The sequence below is a fragment of the Nostoc sp. S13 genome, from assembly GCF_029379315.1.
In the GTDB taxonomy this organism is placed as follows: Bacteria; Cyanobacteriota; Cyanobacteriia; order Cyanobacteriales; family Nostocaceae; genus Nostoc.
The window spans coordinates 1-19212 of record NZ_JAQYWQ010000056.1 but is presented as its reverse complement, the minus strand read 5'-3'; the positions used below and the strand labels follow the sequence as shown (position 1 = coordinate 19212).

The following is a 19212-nucleotide window of genomic DNA, read 5'->3' as shown; positions in this document are numbered from 1 at the left end:
ATCACAAGGCGCTTTCACTTCGTCCTTGTAGGTCAGCTACCTTTATCCCGCGCTCCTTCGGTATATAGATTGGTCGTCGTTCAATATCAACCGGCAATCCCCGCAATGCTTTTTCCGCAAGAGCAATACCAATATATGAATTTGACGAGTGGTATATCGAGTAGGAGTACACTTTGATTCGCTGCGACATCTTAGCTGGCATAGACACCTAACTCATAATATTACGAATTAGCGATCGCCGCGATCGGGTTGCATTAGAGAGTATTCAAGCATCAGAGTCCCCATGCCCCATGCCCATCCTAAGTATCTGGTTGCTACAGTCGGGGTGAAAAATACTAAGCTGGTAAATAGCACGTTAAAACTTTAGCGGAAATTCGCAATCGCATTCATCGGCGGTTTAGAATTCTCCATTGGCGAACTACTTGTAATTACATTATGTTTGATGCATTATCTGACCGTTTAGAATCCGCCTGGAAGAAACTGCGGGGACAGGACAAAATTTCTCAATCCAACATTCAAGATGCTTTGCGCGAAGTGCGCCGCGCCCTGTTGGAAGCAGATGTCAATCTCCAGGTAGTCAAAGATTTTATTAGCGAAGTCGAAGCCAAAGCACAGGGAGCCGAGGTGATTACCGGCGTGCGACCTGACCAACAGTTCATCAAAATTGTTCACGATGAACTGGTGCAGGTGATGGGAGAAGAAAACGTTCCCATAGCAGAAGCCCAGGAACAGCCTACTATTGTGCTAATGGCTGGGTTGCAAGGTACTGGTAAAACCACAGCTACCGCTAAGTTAGCCTTACATCTGCGAAAATTAGATCGTAGCTGTTTATTGGTGGCGACAGACGTATATCGCCCAGCCGCGATCGACCAACTGGTGACGTTGGGTAAGCAAATTGAAGTACCAGTATTTGAACTAGGAAGCGACGCAGATCCCGTAGAAATTGCTCGACAGGGTGTAGAACGCGCTAGAGCAGAAGGTGTAAACACAGTAATTATTGATACTGCTGGACGCCTGCAAATTGACGAAGAAATGATGGCGGAATTAGCCCGCATCAAAGCAACAGTCCAACCCCATGAAACTCTCTTGGTGGTGGACGCGATGACTGGTCAAGAGGCAGCTAATCTTACCCGCACCTTCCATGAGCAGATCGGAATTACTGGGGCGATTCTCACCAAGTTGGATGGTGATAGCCGTGGCGGTGCAGCGCTTTCGGTGCGAAAGATTTCGGGAGCGCCGATTAAGTTTGTGGGCGTGGGTGAAAAAGTCGAGGCACTGCAACCGTTTTATCCCGATCGCATGGCATCGCGGATTCTGGGAATGGGTGATGTTCTCACTCTGGTAGAAAAAGCTCAAGAAGAGTTTGACTTAGCAGATGCGGAGAAAATGCAGGAGAAAATCCTGTCAGCGAAGTTTGACTTTACTGACTTTCTCAAGCAGTTACGGATGCTGAAGAATATGGGATCTCTGGGAGGCTTGATCAAAATGATTCCAGGGATGAACAAGCTCTCAGATGATCAACTCAAACAGGGAGAAACGCAGCTGAAGCGGTGTGAGGCGATGATTAACTCCATGACTCGCCAAGAACGCCACGACCCCGATTTATTAGCCAGTTCTCCCAGTCGGCGGCGGCGGATTGCTTCTGGCTCCGGCTATAGAGAGTCCGATGTCACAAAACTGGTGGGTGATTTCCAAAAAATGCGATCGCTCATGCAGCAAATGGGTCAAGGTGGCTTTCCTGGAATGCCGGGAATGTTCGGCGGTGGTGGTGGCGGTATGGGTAATGCCTTCGCAGGTGCAGGCGATCGTCCCGCAGCCCCCGGATGGCGAGGTTATGGTGGTGGTGCCCCAGCCACCAAAAAGAAAAAGAAAGAGAAAAAGAAAAAAGGTTTTGGCAATCTTTAGTTAAGAGTCATTGGTCATTAGTCATTGACTCAGGACTAATAGCAGCAAACGCTAGGTCAGTGCTAGAATTAGCATTTCAGCATAATTACTAACAGGAGAATGATTCTTCAACCATGATCAAACTGCGCTTAAAGCGATTCGGTAAAAAGCGGGAAGCAAGTTACCGCATTGTCGCCATTAACAACCTCGCTCGCCGCGATGGCCGTCCCTTAGAAGAGTTGGGATTTTATAACCCCAGAACCGATGAAGTGCGACTAGACGTTCCTGGCATCGTCAAGCGACTACAACAAGGCGCTCAACCCACTGATACCGTCCGTCGCATTCTAGTAAAAGCTAATGTTTTTGAACAGGTCAGTGCAACAGCCGCATCATAATTTTGGAACAAAATTCCCAATAGCTAGTCCCAATTATGTTGGGCTGGTTAATTTTTTGGTGCAACCGTTTTTGGAATCTCCAGAGACTCTAAGCGTCGATTGTGAAATTTCTCAGACCCTCAACCGGGTTTGGGTTCGCATCGCCTTTGAAAGCACAGATAAAGGAAAAGTGTTTGGTCGAGGAGGACGCAATATTCAGGCGATTCGTACAGTAATTGCCGCAGCAGCTGCTACTGCTGGGCAATCAGTATACCTGGATATCTACGGCAGCACCACGCCGGGCCGCGAGGGTATGTCTTTTGATGAAGACACAGAAGAGCGATCGCCACCGCCGACTAGGAGAGAACCACGTGGAAATGATGGGCCTAAACCCATTGTTAAACCCCGCCTCCGCTAGATTAAAACTAGAGAGCAAGTCTGAGCGGTTGTCGTTACCTCCGCTCAGAATTTTTGTCAGGATGGAAAGTAGCAAAAAGATTTTTGGATCTTTTTTTGGACTCTTCACCAGTAGGGGCGTACAGATGTACGCCCCTACTGCCGATTAATTTGTTGCAAAGATTTTCCAAAATGTAAGTAATAAAAGCCTAATTTCGCCATTAGCGAGAAAATACCAACCTTTGTCAAACACAGATCCTCACGAATTAAGAAATACTATGGCAGGGTCCTTAACAATTCAACTGCCGAATGTTCCCAGTGCCATCGCTTTAGCCGGAGATGGAGAAGAAAATCTCAAAATCTTATCTCGGCAAACAGGAGCTATTTTAGTGCTACGTGGACAGGAATTACTGATTTCTGGTACTGAAGGGCAAATTGATCTGGCTTCTCGATTAGTGCGATCGCTTAAAGACCTCTGGATTAAAGGCAATACTATTTCCATTGCCGATATTTTAACAGCCCGTCAAGCCATAGATAGCGATCGTCAAGGGGAACTGCAAGACTTACAGCGAGATGTCCTCGCCAAAAGTCGCCGGGGTGAAGAAGTCCGTGCCAAAACCTTCCGCCAGCGTCAATATATCGATGCACTCCGTAGACGTGATCTCACCTTCGGCGTTGGGCCTGCTGGTACTGGTAAGACTTATCTCGCTGTTGTTGTCGCCGTGCAAGCACTCCTTGCTAACCAGTTTGAAAAGTTAATTTTAACTCGCCCTGCCGTCGAAGCTGGTGAAAAACTCGGTTTTTTGCCTGGAGACTTACAGCAGAAAGTTAATCCCTATCTTCGCCCACTTTATGATGCTATTTATGAATTCATTGACCCAGAAAAAGTACCTAGTTTAATGGAACGCGGTGTGATTGAAGTCGCACCACTCGCCTATATGCGGGGACGCACCCTCAATAACGCCTTTGTAATTGTGGATGAAGCTCAAAATACTACACCCGCCCAGATGAAAATGGTTTTAACTCGTTTGGGTTTCCGTTCACGGATGGTGATTACAGGCGACATGACACAAACTGATTTACCACTTCACCAACAATCGGGTTTAGGAGTGGCTTTACAAATTCTAAAACACGTTGAAGGCATTGCCTTTTGCGAATTTTCCCAAAAAGATGTCGTGCGCCATCCCCTAGTTCAGCGCATTGTCGCTGCTTATGAACAATACGAAAAATAGGTATCGGGCATTGGGCATTGGGCATTGGGCATTGGGCATTAGTTAGGACTCATCGTTTAACAAATGACAAAGGACAAATGACAAATGACCACAACATTAAAAGAATTTTTAGCCGCTTGTGAAAATTTAGGAACTTTGCGTCTAATTGTGACTAGCAGCGCTGCTGTATTAGAAGCAAGGGGTAAACTAGAAAAGTTATTTTATGCAGAATTGCCCAAAGGTAAGTACGCGAATATGCACACCGAAGGCTTTGAGTTTCACTTGAATATGGACAAAATTACTCAAGTGAAATTTGAAACAGGTGAAGCGAAGAGGGGTAATTTTACAACTTTTGCTATTCGGTTTTTAGATGAGAAACAGGAGCCTGCTTTAAGCCTATTTTTGCAATGGGGTAAACCGGGAGAATATGAACCCGGACAGGTGGAAACTTGGCAAGCTTTACGAGAACAGTATGGAGATATTTGGCAACCTTTACCAGCAGAAATTTAATACAGCTAAACTGATAGGGGTGGAGGAAATCGGATATCTGCACTGAACTGCTCCACATTAACGCTGCGATGAATCGGTAAAACATATTCTAAATTTCCGTGGGGGCGAGGAATAATATGATAAGAAAGCACCTCGCCACCATTAACTCGCAGAACCGCCTTTAGTCCTGCTGTCACCGCCACATTTACCTCGCCCACAACCCCCCGAATTAACACGGTAATTCGTCCCAAATCAGTATTTTCATAACCAACAAGGGTAATACGGGCAGCTTTACACATGGCATCTCCCGCTTCTACTGCTGTGGGAACGCCATAAACTTCAATCATGCCTAATGCCAACGTCATGCTGTTACCATAATTTGGGATTGTGGGGTTAAGTATCTTTAACTATGTTGGCTGCTTGTGATGGAAAATTAGTGACTAAACGATATTCAGTGGGTGAATAGCTAGCAGAATAATACATAATAGCTTAAGTTCATTATTATCTCATAGATTAAGTAAATTGGCGCAAATAAACTGAACTATCCAAAAAAAAGTAAAACTCTGTGATTACTTTTTAGCAAGCGCTTGAGCGTTGAACCACTTACTAGAAACTTTTAATTTTTTACAAAAAATTACTTAATTTTTAATCAATAAATACAAAATTGCTAATGCGTACAATGAAGGTAATTTGGAGTTGTTGCTTGCTGGTTTTATTCCTATTGTGGGGTGGCGAAGCTCTTGCAGGAGAGTTGTCTGAGCGGTTAACAAATTTTCCCCAATGGGAAAAATTAACTTCAGTGCAACCAGCTGCGGGTGATTTGGTTTACCCTGAATGGATGGCTGGTACTTGGCAAGTTACAAGTACGTTGGTGGATTTAGTTGCGCCTTTAGCACCAGATATCGTAACGCCTGGATTTGAAGGTAATCGCCGACAATTAAATCAGCCTGTGAGTTTTGTAGTAAGATTTGTGAAAGAGCAACCACATGTTCCTGGGTTGAAAATATTTCCTCAGATAGATAATAAATCCCCAATTTTAGTAGCAGATAGAGCGTTTAATAGCTTAAATTTGGCAAGGGCTTATTTAGGGGATGAAGCAGTGTTATTAGTCAAAGTAGATCCAGATTCACCTAATCGTCAAATTACGTTCTTGCGTAGCAGTCGCCAACTAGTTTCCATTGTGACTGCACGAGCGATAGAAACTACCCCTGATGGCAAGTTCATCACCACAGAAGTGTTTCAACAACTATTCAAAGGCGGTTCACGCCCCTATTTAAACTCTGTAGAATCTACCACTGCTTATCATAAACTTTCAACAGCTAATCCGGCAATTGAGGCAGATCAAGTTACTGCTGTCTATCTTTCACCACAAGATCCAGATTACTTTAAAGCTGGTTCTCGACCAGTTGCTCTCTATCGCTATCGCTTAGAATTTATCCCCGCACAAATACCTACAACTCCAAAGGAATAATTTAAACCTATAGCCCTTGACTAAATTGTAATACGCTTGTAACATATTAGTTCCAAGCTTACGATCGCGCTCTTGGACGGTGTGCATCATGGCCAAATTTCAAGATATTGTCAATTACTTTCGCTCTGATTGGAAGCTGAGTGTTTTCAGTATTACAACATCCAGCATTTACGAGATTATTCATTTGGTTGTCCCTTATGCGATCGGGCAGATTCTAAACGTTTTGTCTGGTCAACCGTTGGATAAACCACTTCAAAGTGCGATCGCAACTGTTTCCGACATCACCAATTACCCAGTTACTAAAAGTCTATCTTTGGCTGTATTACTGGGTTTAATTTTCGTTGTCAGCGTAGTGAGAGCGCCAACACAACCTTGGTTAACCCATTGGTTTCATTGGGATATATCCTTAAGATTGCGTCGGCAGAAAACCCAAACAGCCATAGAAAAAATTCTCACACTTCCACTAGAATTTTATGATGAAAATAACCCCGGGCGCATTGCTGGAAGAATAGCTAGAGGTATTACTAACCACACTTTTACGTACCCCGAAGTTGCCGGACAGTTGATTCCTAGACTAGCTCGTGTACTGGGAATTTTCGTGTTTATCTTGGTGATTGAGTGGCGAATTGCGATTTTATATCTGATTTCCTTTGTAGTTATTCTTGCCTTGAGCTTGAGGAATTTACAGCAGATAAGTTTGCACGAAACTCTTCTGGATAAATATGCAGAGAATACAGAAAGCCGCAGTTCTGAACTGATCACCAACATCAAAACGGTAAAAGCATTTGGTACAGAAACTAAGGAACTAAAACGGCAAAAGCAACGCTTGGATCGTGAATTAATGCTGGTTGAGTATCGCATCCACAAAGGTTATGTGAAACTGGCTACTTGGCAAAGGACTGTAATTCAGTTTTGCGTGTTTATTATGCTGGGTTTGACTCTAGCAGCAACAGTAGATGGAAAAATTTCTCTCGGTCACTTTATCATGACCTTAACTCTTTCTAGCATGGCATATGCCGAATTAGAACCTATTAACAATTTGGCAGAAGTTTTTGCCCGTCGTTATTCTTCCATGCTACGGTTTCACGAATTTCTTCAAGAGCCAACTGCATCTGATTCAGCTAATCTTTTAGAAGAGAGCAACCAGACAGAATCACCTTATAAATTTACTGGAAAAGTTGAGTTGTCGCACGTCAGTTTTGGGTATGATGCCAATCGTCAAGTTTTGCAAGATATAAACTTGTTGATTGAGCCATACCAAACAGTAGCATTAGTCGGACGTTCCGGTTCTGGTAAGTCTACTTTAGTGAAATTGCTGTTGCGATATTTTGAACCTCAAGAAGGTCAAATTCTGATTGATGGTCAAGATATTCGGACTTTGGATGTGGGTAAATATAGACGAAGATTAGCGATCGTTCACCAAGAAGTAGACGTTTTCAACGGTACTATATTGGATAACCTGACTTATGGTAGGACAAATGCTAGTTTGGAGCAGGTTCACGAAGCCTGTAGAATTGCCAGAGTCGATGAAGTAGTGCAGCACTTATCCCAAGGTTATTACACCGTCGTGGGAGAACGAGGTGTCAGGTTATCTGGAGGACAAAGACAACGCTTGGGAATTGCGAGGGCGTTGCTAGTGGAACCAGACGTACTAATTTTTGACGAAGCCACCTCTAGTTTAGATTATGAGTCTGAGCGTTCAATTCAGCTAGCGATGCGATCAATTCAGGGCACTTGCACTACTATCGTCATTGCCCACCGTTTAAGCACAGTGCGAGAAGCAGATAAAATTGTGGTTCTGGAGCAAGGAAAGATTGTAGAAGTGGGTAGCCACAATGAACTCTTGCGTCACGAGGGTATTTACCGCCGCTTGCACTCCTTGCAAGAAACAGGAGAACTCCTGAGTTAGGCGACATACCAATACGTTCGGGGAAAGGGAAAAGGGAAAGGTTTTGAATAGATGCTTTACCCTAATAACCTATACACCCCCGAACTTTCTGACTGGAGGGGATTTTATTGCTTAAGTGGTTACGTGAGTAGGCATCGCACTCCCGCATAACTAGCAACTTGGGTTAATAGTTAAGATACTTGTAACGATTGCTGAAATTGAAACGCATAAGCGCGGCGCGATCCGCAGGGTATGGGGGCAGAGGAAAGGGCAGAGAATTCGCTACGAATTAATGAAATACTTAGTTAATCACCACCTTCAAAATATCTCAGCAAAGGTCTGGGGAAACTCTTGTACAATTAAATGCAAATCATTTACTACAAGCCTCTAAAAGGCTTTTGACCTGAGGATAAAATCAGCCTTTTGTCCCTAGTCATTTGTCAAGTGCAGTTTTCTAATGACAAATGACTAATGACAAATGACTAACTTAGAGATTCCAAATAGTCGCGGATGAGGTTGCGTCGCTTCGGTTGACGTAGCTTTTGCAAAGCCTTGGATTCTATTTGTCGGACTCGTTCCCGCGATAAGTCGAGAGCGCGGCCAATTTCTGCTAAAGAATAAGGATGACCATCTGCCAAACCAAAGCGCATCAAAATTACATCGCGCTCCCGGCTAGTCAAATCTGACAAAAGATGATGCAAGTCTCTTTGTAAAGATTCTCGCATTAACATCTCTTCTGGGGTTACACTGTCAGTTTCGAGTAATTCGCCTAACTCAGTGTCTTTATCCTTGCCTACTTTGGTTTCTAAAGAAACGGAGCGAGGCACCCGCAACAAAACTTCTCGTACTTGAGTCGGTGTCATCTCTAACTCAGTTGCTAAATCCTCTAAAGTCGGAGTGCGACCTTTTTCTTGAGCAATTTTGCGTTGAGCCTTTTTGATTTTGTTTAACTTTTCGGTAATATGAACAGGTAGGCGGATCGTCCGACTAGAAGTAGCGATCGCCCGTGTAATTCCCTGACGAATCCACCAGTAAGCATAGGTACTAAAGCGATAACCCTTAGTGGGGTCAAATTTTTCTACAGCCCGCTCCAAACCTAGTGTGCCTTCTTGGACTAAATCCAACAATTCCAAACCGCGATTTTGATACTTCTTAGCAACAGACACAACTAGGCGAAGATTAGCCTTAATCATGTGTTCTTTTGCTTGCAGTCCTTGGGACTGAATTTGCTCCAACTCTTCGACTGTCAACTTGCCAATTTCCGCCCAGCGACGTTTGCCATCTGCCAAAGTCGGTCTGAGATCCGATAAAATTATTTCAGCAGTGGCAGCCCATCTTTCCAAAGACGGGCGATGTCCGAGTTCGGAGGTCAGACGTTCTTGAACTTCAATTAATCGAAGATAGGGTGTAATCACTTCATCGCCTTGCTTGGCGGCATTAGCAAGCACTATCCGCATCCGCAAGTAGCGTTGGACTTTTTGAGCTTCTGAAACCTCTTCATCTCGCCCTAACAAGCGAACTCGACCAATTTCCTGAAGATATAGACGTACTAGGTCTGTACTACGACGGTTATTGTTTGCAGCAAAGTTAGCATGGTCAACAGAAGCCATCTCCAGCTCCTGTAGGTCATCTACCGATAACTCACTGTCATCAACCGTCAGATCCGAGTCCAAAGCCTGGCGGGACTTTCTGGTATTGTAGGGGGCATCTGCATAAAAAGATGTTGCTGGCATAAAGATCGTCTCAATGGCTCCAGGTAACAATAGATTACGGTCAGCTTAGATTACGGTCAGCTATTCAACTGTTGCTATTGTTCCCGTGATTTACGATGAACTAACACAGTTGAAGGTTCCATTACAATTTTTTTAGAAATTAACTGTAAAGGTTTGATTGGATACACTATTACTGAACTTAATCGGCTGCTAAACTTTTGATTGAACCAATAGCTATTCAAATCCACAGCTAGGTTTTCAATATTTAAACTACTTAGTTAACATTTCAACCTTCAAGGTTCGTGATAGTAACTTTTATAACACGGTATAAACATACTTCAGTGAATATCATGTTTATTAATTGGCATAGTCACATTTACATGGCAACAAAAGTAATATCCTGACGATTTAGCAATTTTTTCTCAGGATTATTCAGGTATAAGTAGAACTAATAAATATTGGAGGAGTGATTAGTATTAACGGCAAAAATTCTCTCGACACGGAGATAGAAGATGCAAAGAGTGAGTGACGTGTCCTCTTTTGTGTCAGTCTTAACCCGTCAATTTCAAATTGACAGACTACTAGTAGCGCAAGGCGGAAGTCAAAACTCAAAAGAACTGTATTTCAAGCTCTTGCCCCATTTGAAATGGTATGTTGTCTTGCAAAGTTCTGATGCCAACGGCGGGAACCGCCGCTCAGATTTTGCGCTATTTACGCCGTAGTGTGCTTAGTAGTTGTATTCTGGCTTGATATCTCGCAGCATCAGTTGATCAAGTGCTTGTCGGGGTGTGATTTCGCCTTGAAGTAACCGATAAACTTGCTCAGTAATTGGGACTGCGATGTTTTGTTGCTTGGCTCGTTGCATCAAAACCCGACAAGTATTCACTCCTTCAGCAGTTCCTTGTAAATTTGCGAGAGTTTCTGTAAGTGACTTACCACCAGCTAGCTGGTAGCCGACTTGGTAATTGCGACTTAAGGGACTATTGCACGTTGCTAACAGATCTCCTAGACCCGATAAACCATAAAATGTTTCTGTCTTTGCACCCCAGTCATTGCCAATGCGAACCATTTCTGTAAGTCCACGGGTGACTAAAGCAGCTTTGGCATTGGTTCCCAGCTGTAAACCATCGCACACACCAGCTGCGATCGCAATGACATTTTTCAGTGTTCCCCCCAGTTCCACCCCCAAGGGATCGGGATTGGTATATACCCGGAAACGTTGAGAAGAAAATACTAACTGCACTACTTCCGCAGCCGTGGGAATATTACTGGCTACCACCGTTGCTGCTGGTAATTCTAGTTGAATTTCTTTTGATAAATTAGGCCCAGACAGGACAACCACTGCATGGTTAGGGAATACTGTTTGCCAAATTTGCGACGGCGTGCAGGTAGTTTGGGGGTCTAAGCCTTTCGTCGCCGTCACAAAAATTGTCTCTGGAGAAAGGGGGAAAGACTGGACTTGAGAAGCAACATCTCTCACACCAATCATTGAGATAGCGGACAGGACTATTTGGACATCTTTTAAAACTGCTTGGATTTGGGAACCTTGACGCGACCAGACGCGCACCTGATGACCATTCGCTGCGGCGAGATTTGCTAGAGATGCACCCCAAGCACCCGCACCAAGAATTGCTACAGATTTTAGATTAGTCATTAATCAAGAGTCTCCCCATCACCCAATCACACCATCTTCTTAGCAATCTAAAATCTAAAATCTAAAATCTAAAATTGGTTGCGGGGGTAACGTTCCATTAATTCCCTGACTTGTTCAGCATGATACGAGCTTCTTGTCAATGGCGAAGAAACAACTTGTAAAAATCCGATTTCTTCCCCGAATGCCTTCCAAGCAGCAAATTGTTCTGGGTTGATAAATTCATTTACCTGCAAGTGTTTTTGACTTGGTTGGAGGTATTGCCCGATTGTCAAAATGTCGCAATCTACAGTTCGCAAGTCTTGCATGACTTGGTGGATTTCGGCATCAGTTTCACCAAGTCCAACCATGATACCGGATTTAGTGTATGTGCTAGGAGAAAGTTGGCGTGATCGCTTCAATAATTCTAATGTGCGATCATAATTCCCTTGGGGACGCACCCGGCGATACAGGCGTGGGACAGTTTCTGTATTGTGGTTTAATACCTCTGGCGCAGCTTGTAGAATTATCTCTAGAGCATTCCAATTACCGCATAAGTCAGGAATTAGCACCTCAATTGTCGTATTGGGTGAAACACAATGAACCGCATCAATACACGCCACAAACTGAGATGCACCACCATCAAGCAAGTCATCTCGGTTTACAGAAGTGATTACTACATGATTCAGTTTCATGCGGCGAACAGCTTCCGCCAGTCGTGCAGGTTCCGTGGGGTCTAGTGGTTTGGGTTTTTTCTCAAAATCAATATCGCAGTAGGGACAAGCGCGTGTACAAGCCGGGCCCATAATCAAAAAGGTGGCAGTCCCAGCTTTGAAACATTCACCAATATTCGGACAGGACGCTTCCTCACAAACTGTATTGAGGGCTAAATCCCGCAAAATTTCTTTAACGTTACCGATGCGCTCACGCTGAGGTGCTTTCACCCGCAACCAGTCTGGTTTTACAGTCACAATCCGCTTTTACCATTAGAGTTATATAAATTTAATCGTAGCAAGCAAAGCCTTTGATGAAGTGATCATATATATATGTAATTCTCTGATTTGGCACAGGTTGTGATATTCTTTATTTAGGATGCCATTCTTATGGCGGGATGTGGCGCAGCTTGGTAGCGCACTTCGTTCGGGACGAAGGGGCCGCTGGTTCGAATCCAGTCATCCCGATTCTTTTGTAAAGCGACAAATTATTTGTCAACCGCTCTCCTATGGACTTAAATATAGCTGACTTTTTTTGAGTTGAGTAGGAGGCTCAGTTATAAGCTCACCATAATTCTAATATATAGCCATTTTCAATCAAGTTAAGTACAGGTATACAAATAGACCTAACCCCCCAACCTCCTTCCCTAAGGGTGAAGGGGGAACAATTGAAAGCCTCTGACACCACATGCTTCTCCCAAGGGGAGACGCTGCGCGAACAAGTCGGCAGAGCCGCCCAACGCAGTGGCTCCTCCTTTTAGGAGACAGGAATGGAAGCGAGGTCAAAATTGTACCTCACTGGGTCGAGAACCGCTATATCTGCAAACATTCAGGATAATCTCGAAGGAAGTGTACCTTTCAACCCTCCCAAAAAGCTTGGAATTTAAATAAAAATTCAACAATACTAACGTTATGTGCAACTTTCCCTCAAGCTCAAAATTTACTTTTTAATTGCCGGAATTGCCACATTTTCCAGAAATAGCTAGAAATCCAATTGGTAATAATGTGAGCAACAATCGGCACTAATAAGTTGCCAGTGAACAAGGCGCTATATGCTAATATCATCCCGACAATGGTTGCCCAAATCACATAAGGCCATTGTTGGGAACCGCTAAAATGCAAGATACCAAAGCAAAGACTGGATACAATTACAGCTGTAATATCAGAGCCTAAAGCTGGCAGCATCACACCTCTAAATAATAATTCTTCACTCAATCCTGGTAGCAACCCCAGCCAAATTAAGTCTGGTAAAGCTAAAGGTTTCAGTACCACTTCTAGGTAATAATCTGCACTTTTACGATAGGCAGTCCAAAGGCGATAAGTTAAGCCACTTAACGCGGTGATGACGAACCCCAACCCTACACCCAACAGCAACTCTCTTTGGTTCAAATCCCAAGAAAATAGGGAAAAGTTACCAAGGTGCAACGACAGTTTGGCGACTATCAACAAAATGATTGCAGTCGCTCCCATCGCCCCAAGTACTTGGATGCGGGTCAGGTATGGAATTTCTGGCTCTTGTTTGTGTTGTTCAACCACGGGTTTTAAGGGGAGTGGGGCAGAGGGAGCAAGAGGAGTAAGGGGAGCAAGGGAGAATGGTTTTTTGTATGCAATACACTCTGACCTCACTTCCATTCCTCTCTCCTTTTAGTAGAGAGGTTTTGAATCTTACTCCCTTTCCGTTGTAGGGAAGGGGCTGAGGGTTAGGTCTGTATTGGACTCAACACAGAAGCCCTATAGGATGAATTTTAACTCCTGCCCACTGACTGCAAAGGTAATAATTTGGGACGGAGAGCGGAGGGATTGATACCTGCTTTGTGTGCTACTAATACACCCACTGCTTCTAAATATGAGTTTACCTGTATAGCTTTGATCCCCAAGGGTTGGGGAGGAACTTTTATAAGAGTTTTATTTTCTTCAACTGTAATAATTTGGCATCGTCTTTGGCTTAAGCTTAGTAAGGCATTGCTACCACAAGCTGTTGCAGGTACGATCGCAGCATCTACTTGATCTACCCAAATATCTTCTTGATCTGATTTGTCGGCATAGCCCACACTTCGACACTTCGACAAGCTCAGTGCATGGCAAAGCTCAGTGACCATCGTAGACATCGCTCGTTTCTCTATTATAAATTGTGGGGCATAACTTAATCCTACAAGGACGCACGGCAAAAAGGTATAGCCCAATTCTTCGGCGGCGGAACGGGGCGATAAATTAGGTTCTGGAGGTTCGCTCAAAAAGGCGGGAGAATGAGCGCAAGGAATTTGAAAGGTTCGCACTAGCAAATGGCTAATTACGGCTTCTGCACCTGCTAAAGGATCAACACCTTCACCGTGGCGGTATTTCTGTACTGCTTCTAAGTCTATATCATCGGGGAAACGGGCAACAACTGCGATCGCTTCTGCACCCGCTTTTTTAATTAATATCTCAGCTGCGCGTAACAAGCTATCTGGGTTGCCAATTGTTCCCCAACTAGCTCCTGATAGTGTAGTCCGTAATTCTACATTTAATGGTGCATCAGTAATTACATAATCTGTTAGGGTCAATCCCAGAGTTGCTCTGACTGCATCTGCTGCTTGTATATGTCGTAGTCGTAACTCTGGCTCAATGGCTTGGTCTAAAAGCAACCCTACTTTGTTGGTGCGGACTGGACGTAAACCCCAGCATCCAGAGGCGAATTTGTCAAGCCCGTAACCTTCAACATAGAAAGCGTTGGGAAGATTCCAGTACAAAGAAGCGCCATTAAGGACATTGGGGTGAGTAATTAGGCGATCGCAGACCTGTGCTATAACTTTGGCAACAGGTAAAGCATCTCCTGCATAACCCCCAATGGCAGCCCCAACGCCAGTTGGTACAATTAAGATAGCGGTGTATGGACGATTCATCTTAAGTTATGAGTGCTGAGTTATGAGTGATAAATTTATGAATCAGAAGCCATCAAATACTAACTCCAAATTCCTAACTCCTAACTCTGTACAGACGCGATTAATCGCGTCTCTCCTAACTCCTAACTTTGTACAGACGCGATTAATCGCGTCTCTCCTAACTCCTAACTCCTAACTCTTAGGTGTAGTCACCACGGCTTCAACTGTCGCTTTTTGTTGGTCAACGTCCACAGAAGTAATTGCCCAACGAAGGGGTTCCCCCTGTTTATTCAACTCTGTTTCGATTGCTTCTAGTAATTCTGCGGGAGTTTCTTGTAAATCAATTTCTGCGGTAATAAAATGAGTCGTCATCTTAGTAAATCCTGTTGATTTGTAATTTCTAGAATAGCTGATATCAGTTGCTAAGAAATACTTATGTTATTTCTCAGCTTTGGTAATGTAAGTGAACAGTTATCAATAATCAACTCGTATAGTGATAACTGTTCACTGATTATTGGTCTTTACCAAATTGCAACTGATAAACTACATCTTCTTTTTCTGTCTCAACTTTCAAATCAGAAAGGGGTTTGGCAACACAAAGCAATACGTAACCTTGCTTTTGCAAATCAGGGCTAACGCCCATACCATCAGTTTGATCCACAGTTCCCTCGCTTATTTGACCGGCGCAAGTTGTGCAAACACCTGCATGACAAGAACTCGGCAAATCCAAACCAGCAGCATCGGCAATTGATAAGATTGTTTTATCTTCAGGAACTTGCAAGGTATGAATTTCGCCTTGGTGATGAATTTCTACTGTGTAAGTTTTGGGCATATAGAAACGAAGGTGATGCAACGAACAAATTTATTATTCTATCTGAATTAGTTAAAAATATCTAGATACTACCATAAAAGTTTAGGTTAAATACTGAGATTATAGTCACTAATTCTGAACAATTTTTAGACTAGTAACATTAATTACTATAATTAGAATTATTAGTTAAATTTACTATAAATATATATGCGCGATCGCGTTGTCTTAAAAACTGTATCTGTCAGTCTGCCTTTTGACATTGGTTCGATGTCTTGGAATACTGACCCCACAGAACGGAAAGCCGCTTGGTCGCTTTATGTGGAATTGGTGACGCGCATTGCTGTGTAAGCATTGGAAGTTGACCAGGGTTTGGTACGGGAAGCTTTGAACTCTCTTTATAGTTTATTTGGCACTACCCGCGGAGTTCTCAAAGCAGCCGGGCCGGATGTGGGTGCTTCTCGTGATTCAGTGGGAGGAATTGCGTTGGCGCAGCCCGCCGCAGGCATCGCAGTGTTAAATAATGGTTTAAGACCGTTTTTGGCTAAATGGCATCCGTTGTTGCATGGGAGAAGTTTGGCGACCTTTGGGGGTGAGTGCTAAAGAACATGAGCAGAGTTGGTCGGAGGAACCCAAGTTGCAAAGTGAGTTGGAAGCTTTGCGAGGTGGGTTGGAAGATTACGCCAAGGCGTTGGCAAAAATTGCTGGGGTGGAGGAGTGATAAGTGGAACAGCCCTTTGATGTGTTTCTTGCTCACAATAGTTTAGACAAGCCTGAGATTATAGAAATTGCTAAATATCTCAAAGCCAATGGTTTGAACCCGTGGTTAGATGAGGAGCAAATTTTTGCAGGAGACAATATTCAGAAAGTTGTCTTCCAAGGGATTTCGCAGTCTAAAGTAGGTGCTTTTTTTATTAGCCAAAATGGATTAGGGACTTTTCAGGAGAATCTTGAACTTGGTAGAATTATCCTATTTTTTCTCAGAAAAAACAAAGCACAAGGTTTTCGCGTGATTCCCATCTTGCTTCCTGGTATTCATGATATTCCAGAGGATTTCTATTATTTGTGCCTTCTTAATGGCATACAGAAAGACTTCGCGGCATTCTAAGCGCGTTAGACGAAATTCGCGGTTATTGCACCTAGTCGTGATGTGGTAGCAGAAACCTGATTGAAAGTTGCGTTGAGGGCGAGACATGAAAAATTAAAATTAGTTAGCCAAATATGACATTCAAGGTGTCTAGATCCCCGACAACTTTTACGAAGTCGGGGATCTATTGTCTCACGAATGATTCAAGACTGCTATATAATAAAACTTTGCATTAACCGAGAACTTCTGCAATCTGAAAATTGAATGACCAGGTTTATACATGATAAATTTGCTAAAGACTATCTAGAAGAATTATTAAAAGATTACGGAGAAGTCAAAGCATCAGAAAAAGTTGCAGGAGAGATTAAAGAAATAGATGTTTTATTCACTCCTACCAAACAGCAAAACTCTAATTTACAAATACTCGGTTTGTTAGGAAGATTGGCTGAACATCCTGCAATAATAGAACCCTTACGGGTTCGCCAGTCGCTCATGGGGGAAACCCCCAAGACCGCGCTGGCTCACCATACCGCAATCCAGCTTCTACCGATGAAATCTGCGATTGTATTCTCAAATTATTAGAAGTCAAGGCTTTATTGCGACGAGAAGCTAAAGCCAATAAAACCAAACTTCCGGACTCAGATATGCCCAAATTGTGGGTTCTTACACCAACCATATCTGAAACTAGATTGTCTAGCTTTGGAACTATGCAAAAAGCAGGTTGGTTATCAGGAGTACATTTCCTACCAGATGCTTTGCGGACAGCAATTGTGGCGATACACCAACTACCGCAAACACCGGAAACGTTATGGTTGAGGCTTTTAGGAAGGGGAAGCGTGCAGTCGCAAGCGATTATCGAGTTGCAAGAGTTACCATTAGATTATCCATACCAGAAAGCAACCTTGGAATTAGTTTATAACTTGCGCGAAAACTTGAGAGTAAATCAACAATTAGAAGCAGATGATCGGGAGTTAATTATGCGACTAGAACCACTTTATCAAAGAGATAGAGAACAAGCCAAAGAAGAGGGAAGGCAAGAGGGAAGGCAAGAGGGAAAACAAAAAGGAGAACAAGACTTGATACTGCGTCTATTAAATCGCCGTATTGGTGAAATTGATGCCTCATTAATCGAGCGAATTAAAGACTTATCTATTGAACAATTAGAGAATTTAGGAGAGGCATTGCTAGATTTTTATAGTGTTGCTGATTTAGAAGCTTGGTTAAACTAATAATAATGTTGGGTTACTCTGCGGTAAGCAAGCTACGTTCTTCAAACGCCACTTGCTACCCTGCGGGAACGCTAAAAGCGAACAAGTCGGGAAACCCGCCCAAGGCAGTGGCTCCCCAACCTACGCTAGTTTTAGTTTTTAGCTTTAACTACACTATGTAGCGATGATTGCACTCACCTTAAAGGTATAACATCAAGCCTTAAGGTTACAACATTAAGCCTTAAGGCTAGAACATTCAGGCTTCAGGTTATATGATGAAGTCTTAAAGCTAGAACATAAAGCCTTAAGGTTACAACATTAAGGCTTAAGGTTATAATATCAAGCCTTAAAGCTAGAACATCAAGCCTTAAGGTTACAACATTAAGGCTTAAGGTTAAAGCGATCGCTGTTGACTACATCACTTCCAACTCACTTACTACCAAAACTCTCAATTCATTCACTTGCTTCAAAGCTATATCATTAGACTTATCCGGAAATGAGAACTTTATTTGGCTGAAACCTAGCTCTGGAGAGGGTTTTAGAGGTTCCTGTTTTATATAAGCTAAAAAGTCAGCTATGTAAGGGTTTCAGCTATTTTGAGGTTTATTTGTGGATAGGTCTATTGGTTAAAAAAGCTTCACAACTAACCATTAAAGCTGCTGCTACCTGCAACGCATTGGGTAACTGAAGGTTATAACGTACTCGCATTCTTGCTGCTTCTCGTGCAATTACAGCATTAATCTCCACAAAAACCACTTCATCTTGTTGCAACACATCAACAAAAGCCTGCTCTAAATCTGCTAACCCCAGAAGAATAGCACCGACTAAGCACTCTGACAACGTTATCCCAGATATTACTGCTGTAATGTCAGTATCTAAACACTCAAAAATTGGATCGATTAAATCAACAAATTGCGGATTCCGTTCTACAAAATAAATCACAGGTGCTGTATCGATAAATAAGCGAGAAACTCCGTTTAAAGCATCACTAATCTTCATTGCTGTGTCCGTAAGAACCTTTCTCGAAGCTCATCACCTTCCCGCCAATTCCGCGAAACCCACTCTTGAGCATCTTCACCAAAAAGCGGATAGGAAGCCATACCTTTCAAGTCGCTCCACTTGCGTTTTGCTTGCGCTTGAGTGACGTGTTTTTTTACACGCTCTACTAAATGCCCCATCACTATCAATTGCTCTTCTGGAGTCAATTGCTCAATCTCGCTTAAAATTTTTTCAAGTGACGGACTCATCAACTTGACCTGAACAATTGCGGTGAATTATACAAAATATTGTACTGTATTCTAGAACTTGAAGATGCGATTATGGTTTTTCAAACTCTGCGATCGCTGTTGAGTATGAAGTAAAAGTGCGATCCTACTTCGTAAAAGTTGTCGGCGATCTATTGTCTCACAAATGATTCAGGACTGCTATAGGACTCCTATTTGATTTCTGAACAAGACTAAGAGAGAATACGGAGAGGTTT

The 19212-nt window shown here is 43.1% G+C and carries 19 protein-coding genes, 1 tRNA gene and 2 pseudogenes; 11 read left to right on the top strand and 11 right to left on the bottom strand.

The annotated features are described in order from the left end of the window. Positions 1 to 228: 228 nt before the first annotated feature. Positions 229 to 354 (bottom strand): hypothetical protein, encoded by a 126-nt coding sequence (locus PUQ00_RS17920; RefSeq protein WP_300419070.1) that lies wholly within the window; start codon positions 352 to 354, stop codon positions 229 to 231. Between the two features lie 81 nt (positions 355 to 435). Between PUQ00_RS17920 and ffh the strand changes: the two genes are divergently transcribed. The 5 genes from ffh to PUQ00_RS17895 all read left to right on the top strand — a co-directional run bounded on the left by ffh (position 436) and on the right by PUQ00_RS17895 (position 4375). Then, complete coding sequence (gene ffh, locus PUQ00_RS17915) at positions 436 to 1905, top strand: signal recognition particle protein (protein WP_300419068.1); 1470 nt, start codon at positions 436 to 438, stop codon at positions 1903 to 1905. Positions 1906 to 2018: 113 nt separating this feature from the next. Continuing rightward, positions 2019 to 2279: a 30S ribosomal protein S16 gene (gene rpsP / locus PUQ00_RS17910; RefSeq protein WP_012409382.1), complete on the top strand. Its 261-nt coding sequence runs from the start codon at positions 2019 to 2021 to the stop codon at positions 2277 to 2279. Beyond that, complete coding sequence (locus PUQ00_RS17905; protein ID WP_300419064.1) at positions 2242 to 2676, top strand: KH domain-containing protein; 435 nt, start codon at positions 2242 to 2244, stop codon at positions 2674 to 2676. The genes rpsP and PUQ00_RS17905 overlap by 38 nt, the downstream gene beginning before the upstream one ends. 256 nt (positions 2677 to 2932) lie before the next feature. Next, complete coding sequence (locus tag PUQ00_RS17900) at positions 2933 to 3886, top strand: PhoH family protein (protein WP_300419062.1); 954 nt, start codon at positions 2933 to 2935, stop codon at positions 3884 to 3886. 84 nt (positions 3887 to 3970) lie between these two features. After that, positions 3971 to 4375, top strand: a complete 405-nt coding sequence (locus PUQ00_RS17895; protein WP_300419061.1) for a ChuX/HutX family heme-like substrate-binding protein — start codon at positions 3971 to 3973, stop codon at positions 4373 to 4375. Positions 4376 to 4380: 5 nt separating this feature from the next. Here PUQ00_RS17895 and PUQ00_RS17890 read toward each other — a convergent pair whose 3' ends face one another. Next, positions 4381 to 4719 (bottom strand): carbon dioxide-concentrating mechanism protein CcmK, encoded by a 339-nt coding sequence (locus tag PUQ00_RS17890; protein WP_300419059.1) that lies wholly within the window; start codon positions 4717 to 4719, stop codon positions 4381 to 4383. Positions 4720 to 5024: 305 nt separating this feature from the next. On the opposite strand from PUQ00_RS17890, the gene PUQ00_RS17885 reads away from it, so the two are divergent. Both PUQ00_RS17885 and PUQ00_RS17880 read left to right on the top strand, forming a co-directional pair. Further along, positions 5025 to 5825 (top strand): DUF6816 family protein, encoded by an 801-nt coding sequence (locus PUQ00_RS17885; protein WP_300419058.1) that lies wholly within the window; start codon positions 5025 to 5027, stop codon positions 5823 to 5825. 88 nt (positions 5826 to 5913) lie between these two features. Further along, positions 5914 to 7734, top strand: a complete 1821-nt coding sequence (locus PUQ00_RS17880; protein ID WP_300419056.1) for an ABC transporter ATP-binding protein — start codon at positions 5914 to 5916, stop codon at positions 7732 to 7734. A gap of 461 nt (positions 7735 to 8195) precedes the next feature. Here the strand turns inward: PUQ00_RS17880 and sigC are convergent, their stop codons facing one another. From sigC to lipA, 3 genes are all read right to left on the bottom strand, one after another. Then, complete coding sequence (sigC, locus tag PUQ00_RS17875; RefSeq protein WP_300419055.1) at positions 8196 to 9446, bottom strand: RNA polymerase sigma factor SigC; 1251 nt, start codon at positions 9444 to 9446, stop codon at positions 8196 to 8198. A 706-nt stretch (positions 9447 to 10152) separates the two neighbouring features. Continuing rightward, on the bottom strand, positions 10153 to 11079 hold the full coding sequence (locus tag PUQ00_RS17870; protein ID WP_300419054.1) for an NAD(P)H-dependent glycerol-3-phosphate dehydrogenase: 927 nt from the start codon (positions 11077 to 11079) through the stop codon (positions 10153 to 10155). A gap of 68 nt (positions 11080 to 11147) precedes the next feature. Then, positions 11148 to 12026 (bottom strand): lipoyl synthase, encoded by an 879-nt coding sequence (lipA, locus tag PUQ00_RS17865; RefSeq protein ID WP_300419053.1) that lies wholly within the window; start codon positions 12024 to 12026, stop codon positions 11148 to 11150. A gap of 136 nt (positions 12027 to 12162) precedes the next feature. Here lipA and PUQ00_RS17860 point away from each other — a divergent pair. Beyond that, a tRNA-Pro gene (locus PUQ00_RS17860) sits at positions 12163 to 12236 on the top strand. Between the two features lie 465 nt (positions 12237 to 12701). Here the strand turns inward: PUQ00_RS17860 and PUQ00_RS17855 are convergent. From PUQ00_RS17855 to PUQ00_RS17840, 4 genes are all read right to left on the bottom strand, one after another. Next, a complete protein-coding gene (locus tag PUQ00_RS17855) occupies positions 12702 to 13304 on the bottom strand; it encodes a CPBP family intramembrane metalloprotease (RefSeq protein WP_300419118.1) in 603 nt (200 codons plus the stop codon). A 209-nt stretch (positions 13305 to 13513) separates the two neighbouring features. Beyond that, positions 13514 to 14650, bottom strand: a complete 1137-nt coding sequence (locus PUQ00_RS17850) for a DUF3326 domain-containing protein (protein ID WP_300419052.1) — start codon at positions 14648 to 14650, stop codon at positions 13514 to 13516. Positions 14651 to 14821: 171 nt separating this feature from the next. Beyond that, on the bottom strand, positions 14822 to 15001 hold the full coding sequence (locus PUQ00_RS17845; RefSeq protein WP_300419051.1) for a hypothetical protein: 180 nt from the start codon (positions 14999 to 15001) through the stop codon (positions 14822 to 14824). A 139-nt stretch (positions 15002 to 15140) separates the two neighbouring features. Beyond that, positions 15141 to 15461: a 2Fe-2S iron-sulfur cluster-binding protein gene (locus tag PUQ00_RS17840; RefSeq protein ID WP_300419049.1), complete on the bottom strand. Its 321-nt coding sequence runs from the start codon at positions 15459 to 15461 to the stop codon at positions 15141 to 15143. Between the two features lie 186 nt (positions 15462 to 15647). On the opposite strand from PUQ00_RS17840, the pseudogene PUQ00_RS17835 reads away from it, so the two are divergent. The 3 genes and pseudogenes from PUQ00_RS17835 to PUQ00_RS17825 all read left to right on the top strand — a co-directional run bounded on the left by PUQ00_RS17835 (position 15648) and on the right by PUQ00_RS17825 (position 17753). Beyond that, positions 15648 to 16158, top strand: a pseudogene (locus PUQ00_RS17835) (hypothetical protein). A 3-nt stretch (positions 16159 to 16161) separates the two neighbouring features. Then, complete coding sequence (locus PUQ00_RS17830; protein WP_300419047.1) at positions 16162 to 16545, top strand: toll/interleukin-1 receptor domain-containing protein; 384 nt, start codon at positions 16162 to 16164, stop codon at positions 16543 to 16545. Between the two features lie 243 nt (positions 16546 to 16788). Beyond that, positions 16789 to 17753: pseudogene (locus tag PUQ00_RS17825) on the top strand (DUF4351 domain-containing protein). 582 nt (positions 17754 to 18335) lie between these two features. Here the strand turns inward: PUQ00_RS17825 and PUQ00_RS17820 are convergent. Together PUQ00_RS17820 and PUQ00_RS17815 are read right to left on the bottom strand one after the other, a co-directional pair. Beyond that, positions 18336 to 18731, bottom strand: coding sequence for a PIN domain-containing protein (locus PUQ00_RS17820; protein WP_300419045.1), 396 nt, complete (start codon positions 18729 to 18731; stop codon positions 18336 to 18338). Continuing rightward, on the bottom strand, positions 18728 to 18979 hold the full coding sequence (locus PUQ00_RS17815; RefSeq protein ID WP_300419043.1) for a hypothetical protein: 252 nt from the start codon (positions 18977 to 18979) through the stop codon (positions 18728 to 18730). The genes PUQ00_RS17820 and PUQ00_RS17815 overlap by 4 nt, the downstream gene beginning before the upstream one ends. Between the last annotated feature and the right edge of the window lie 233 nt (positions 18980 to 19212).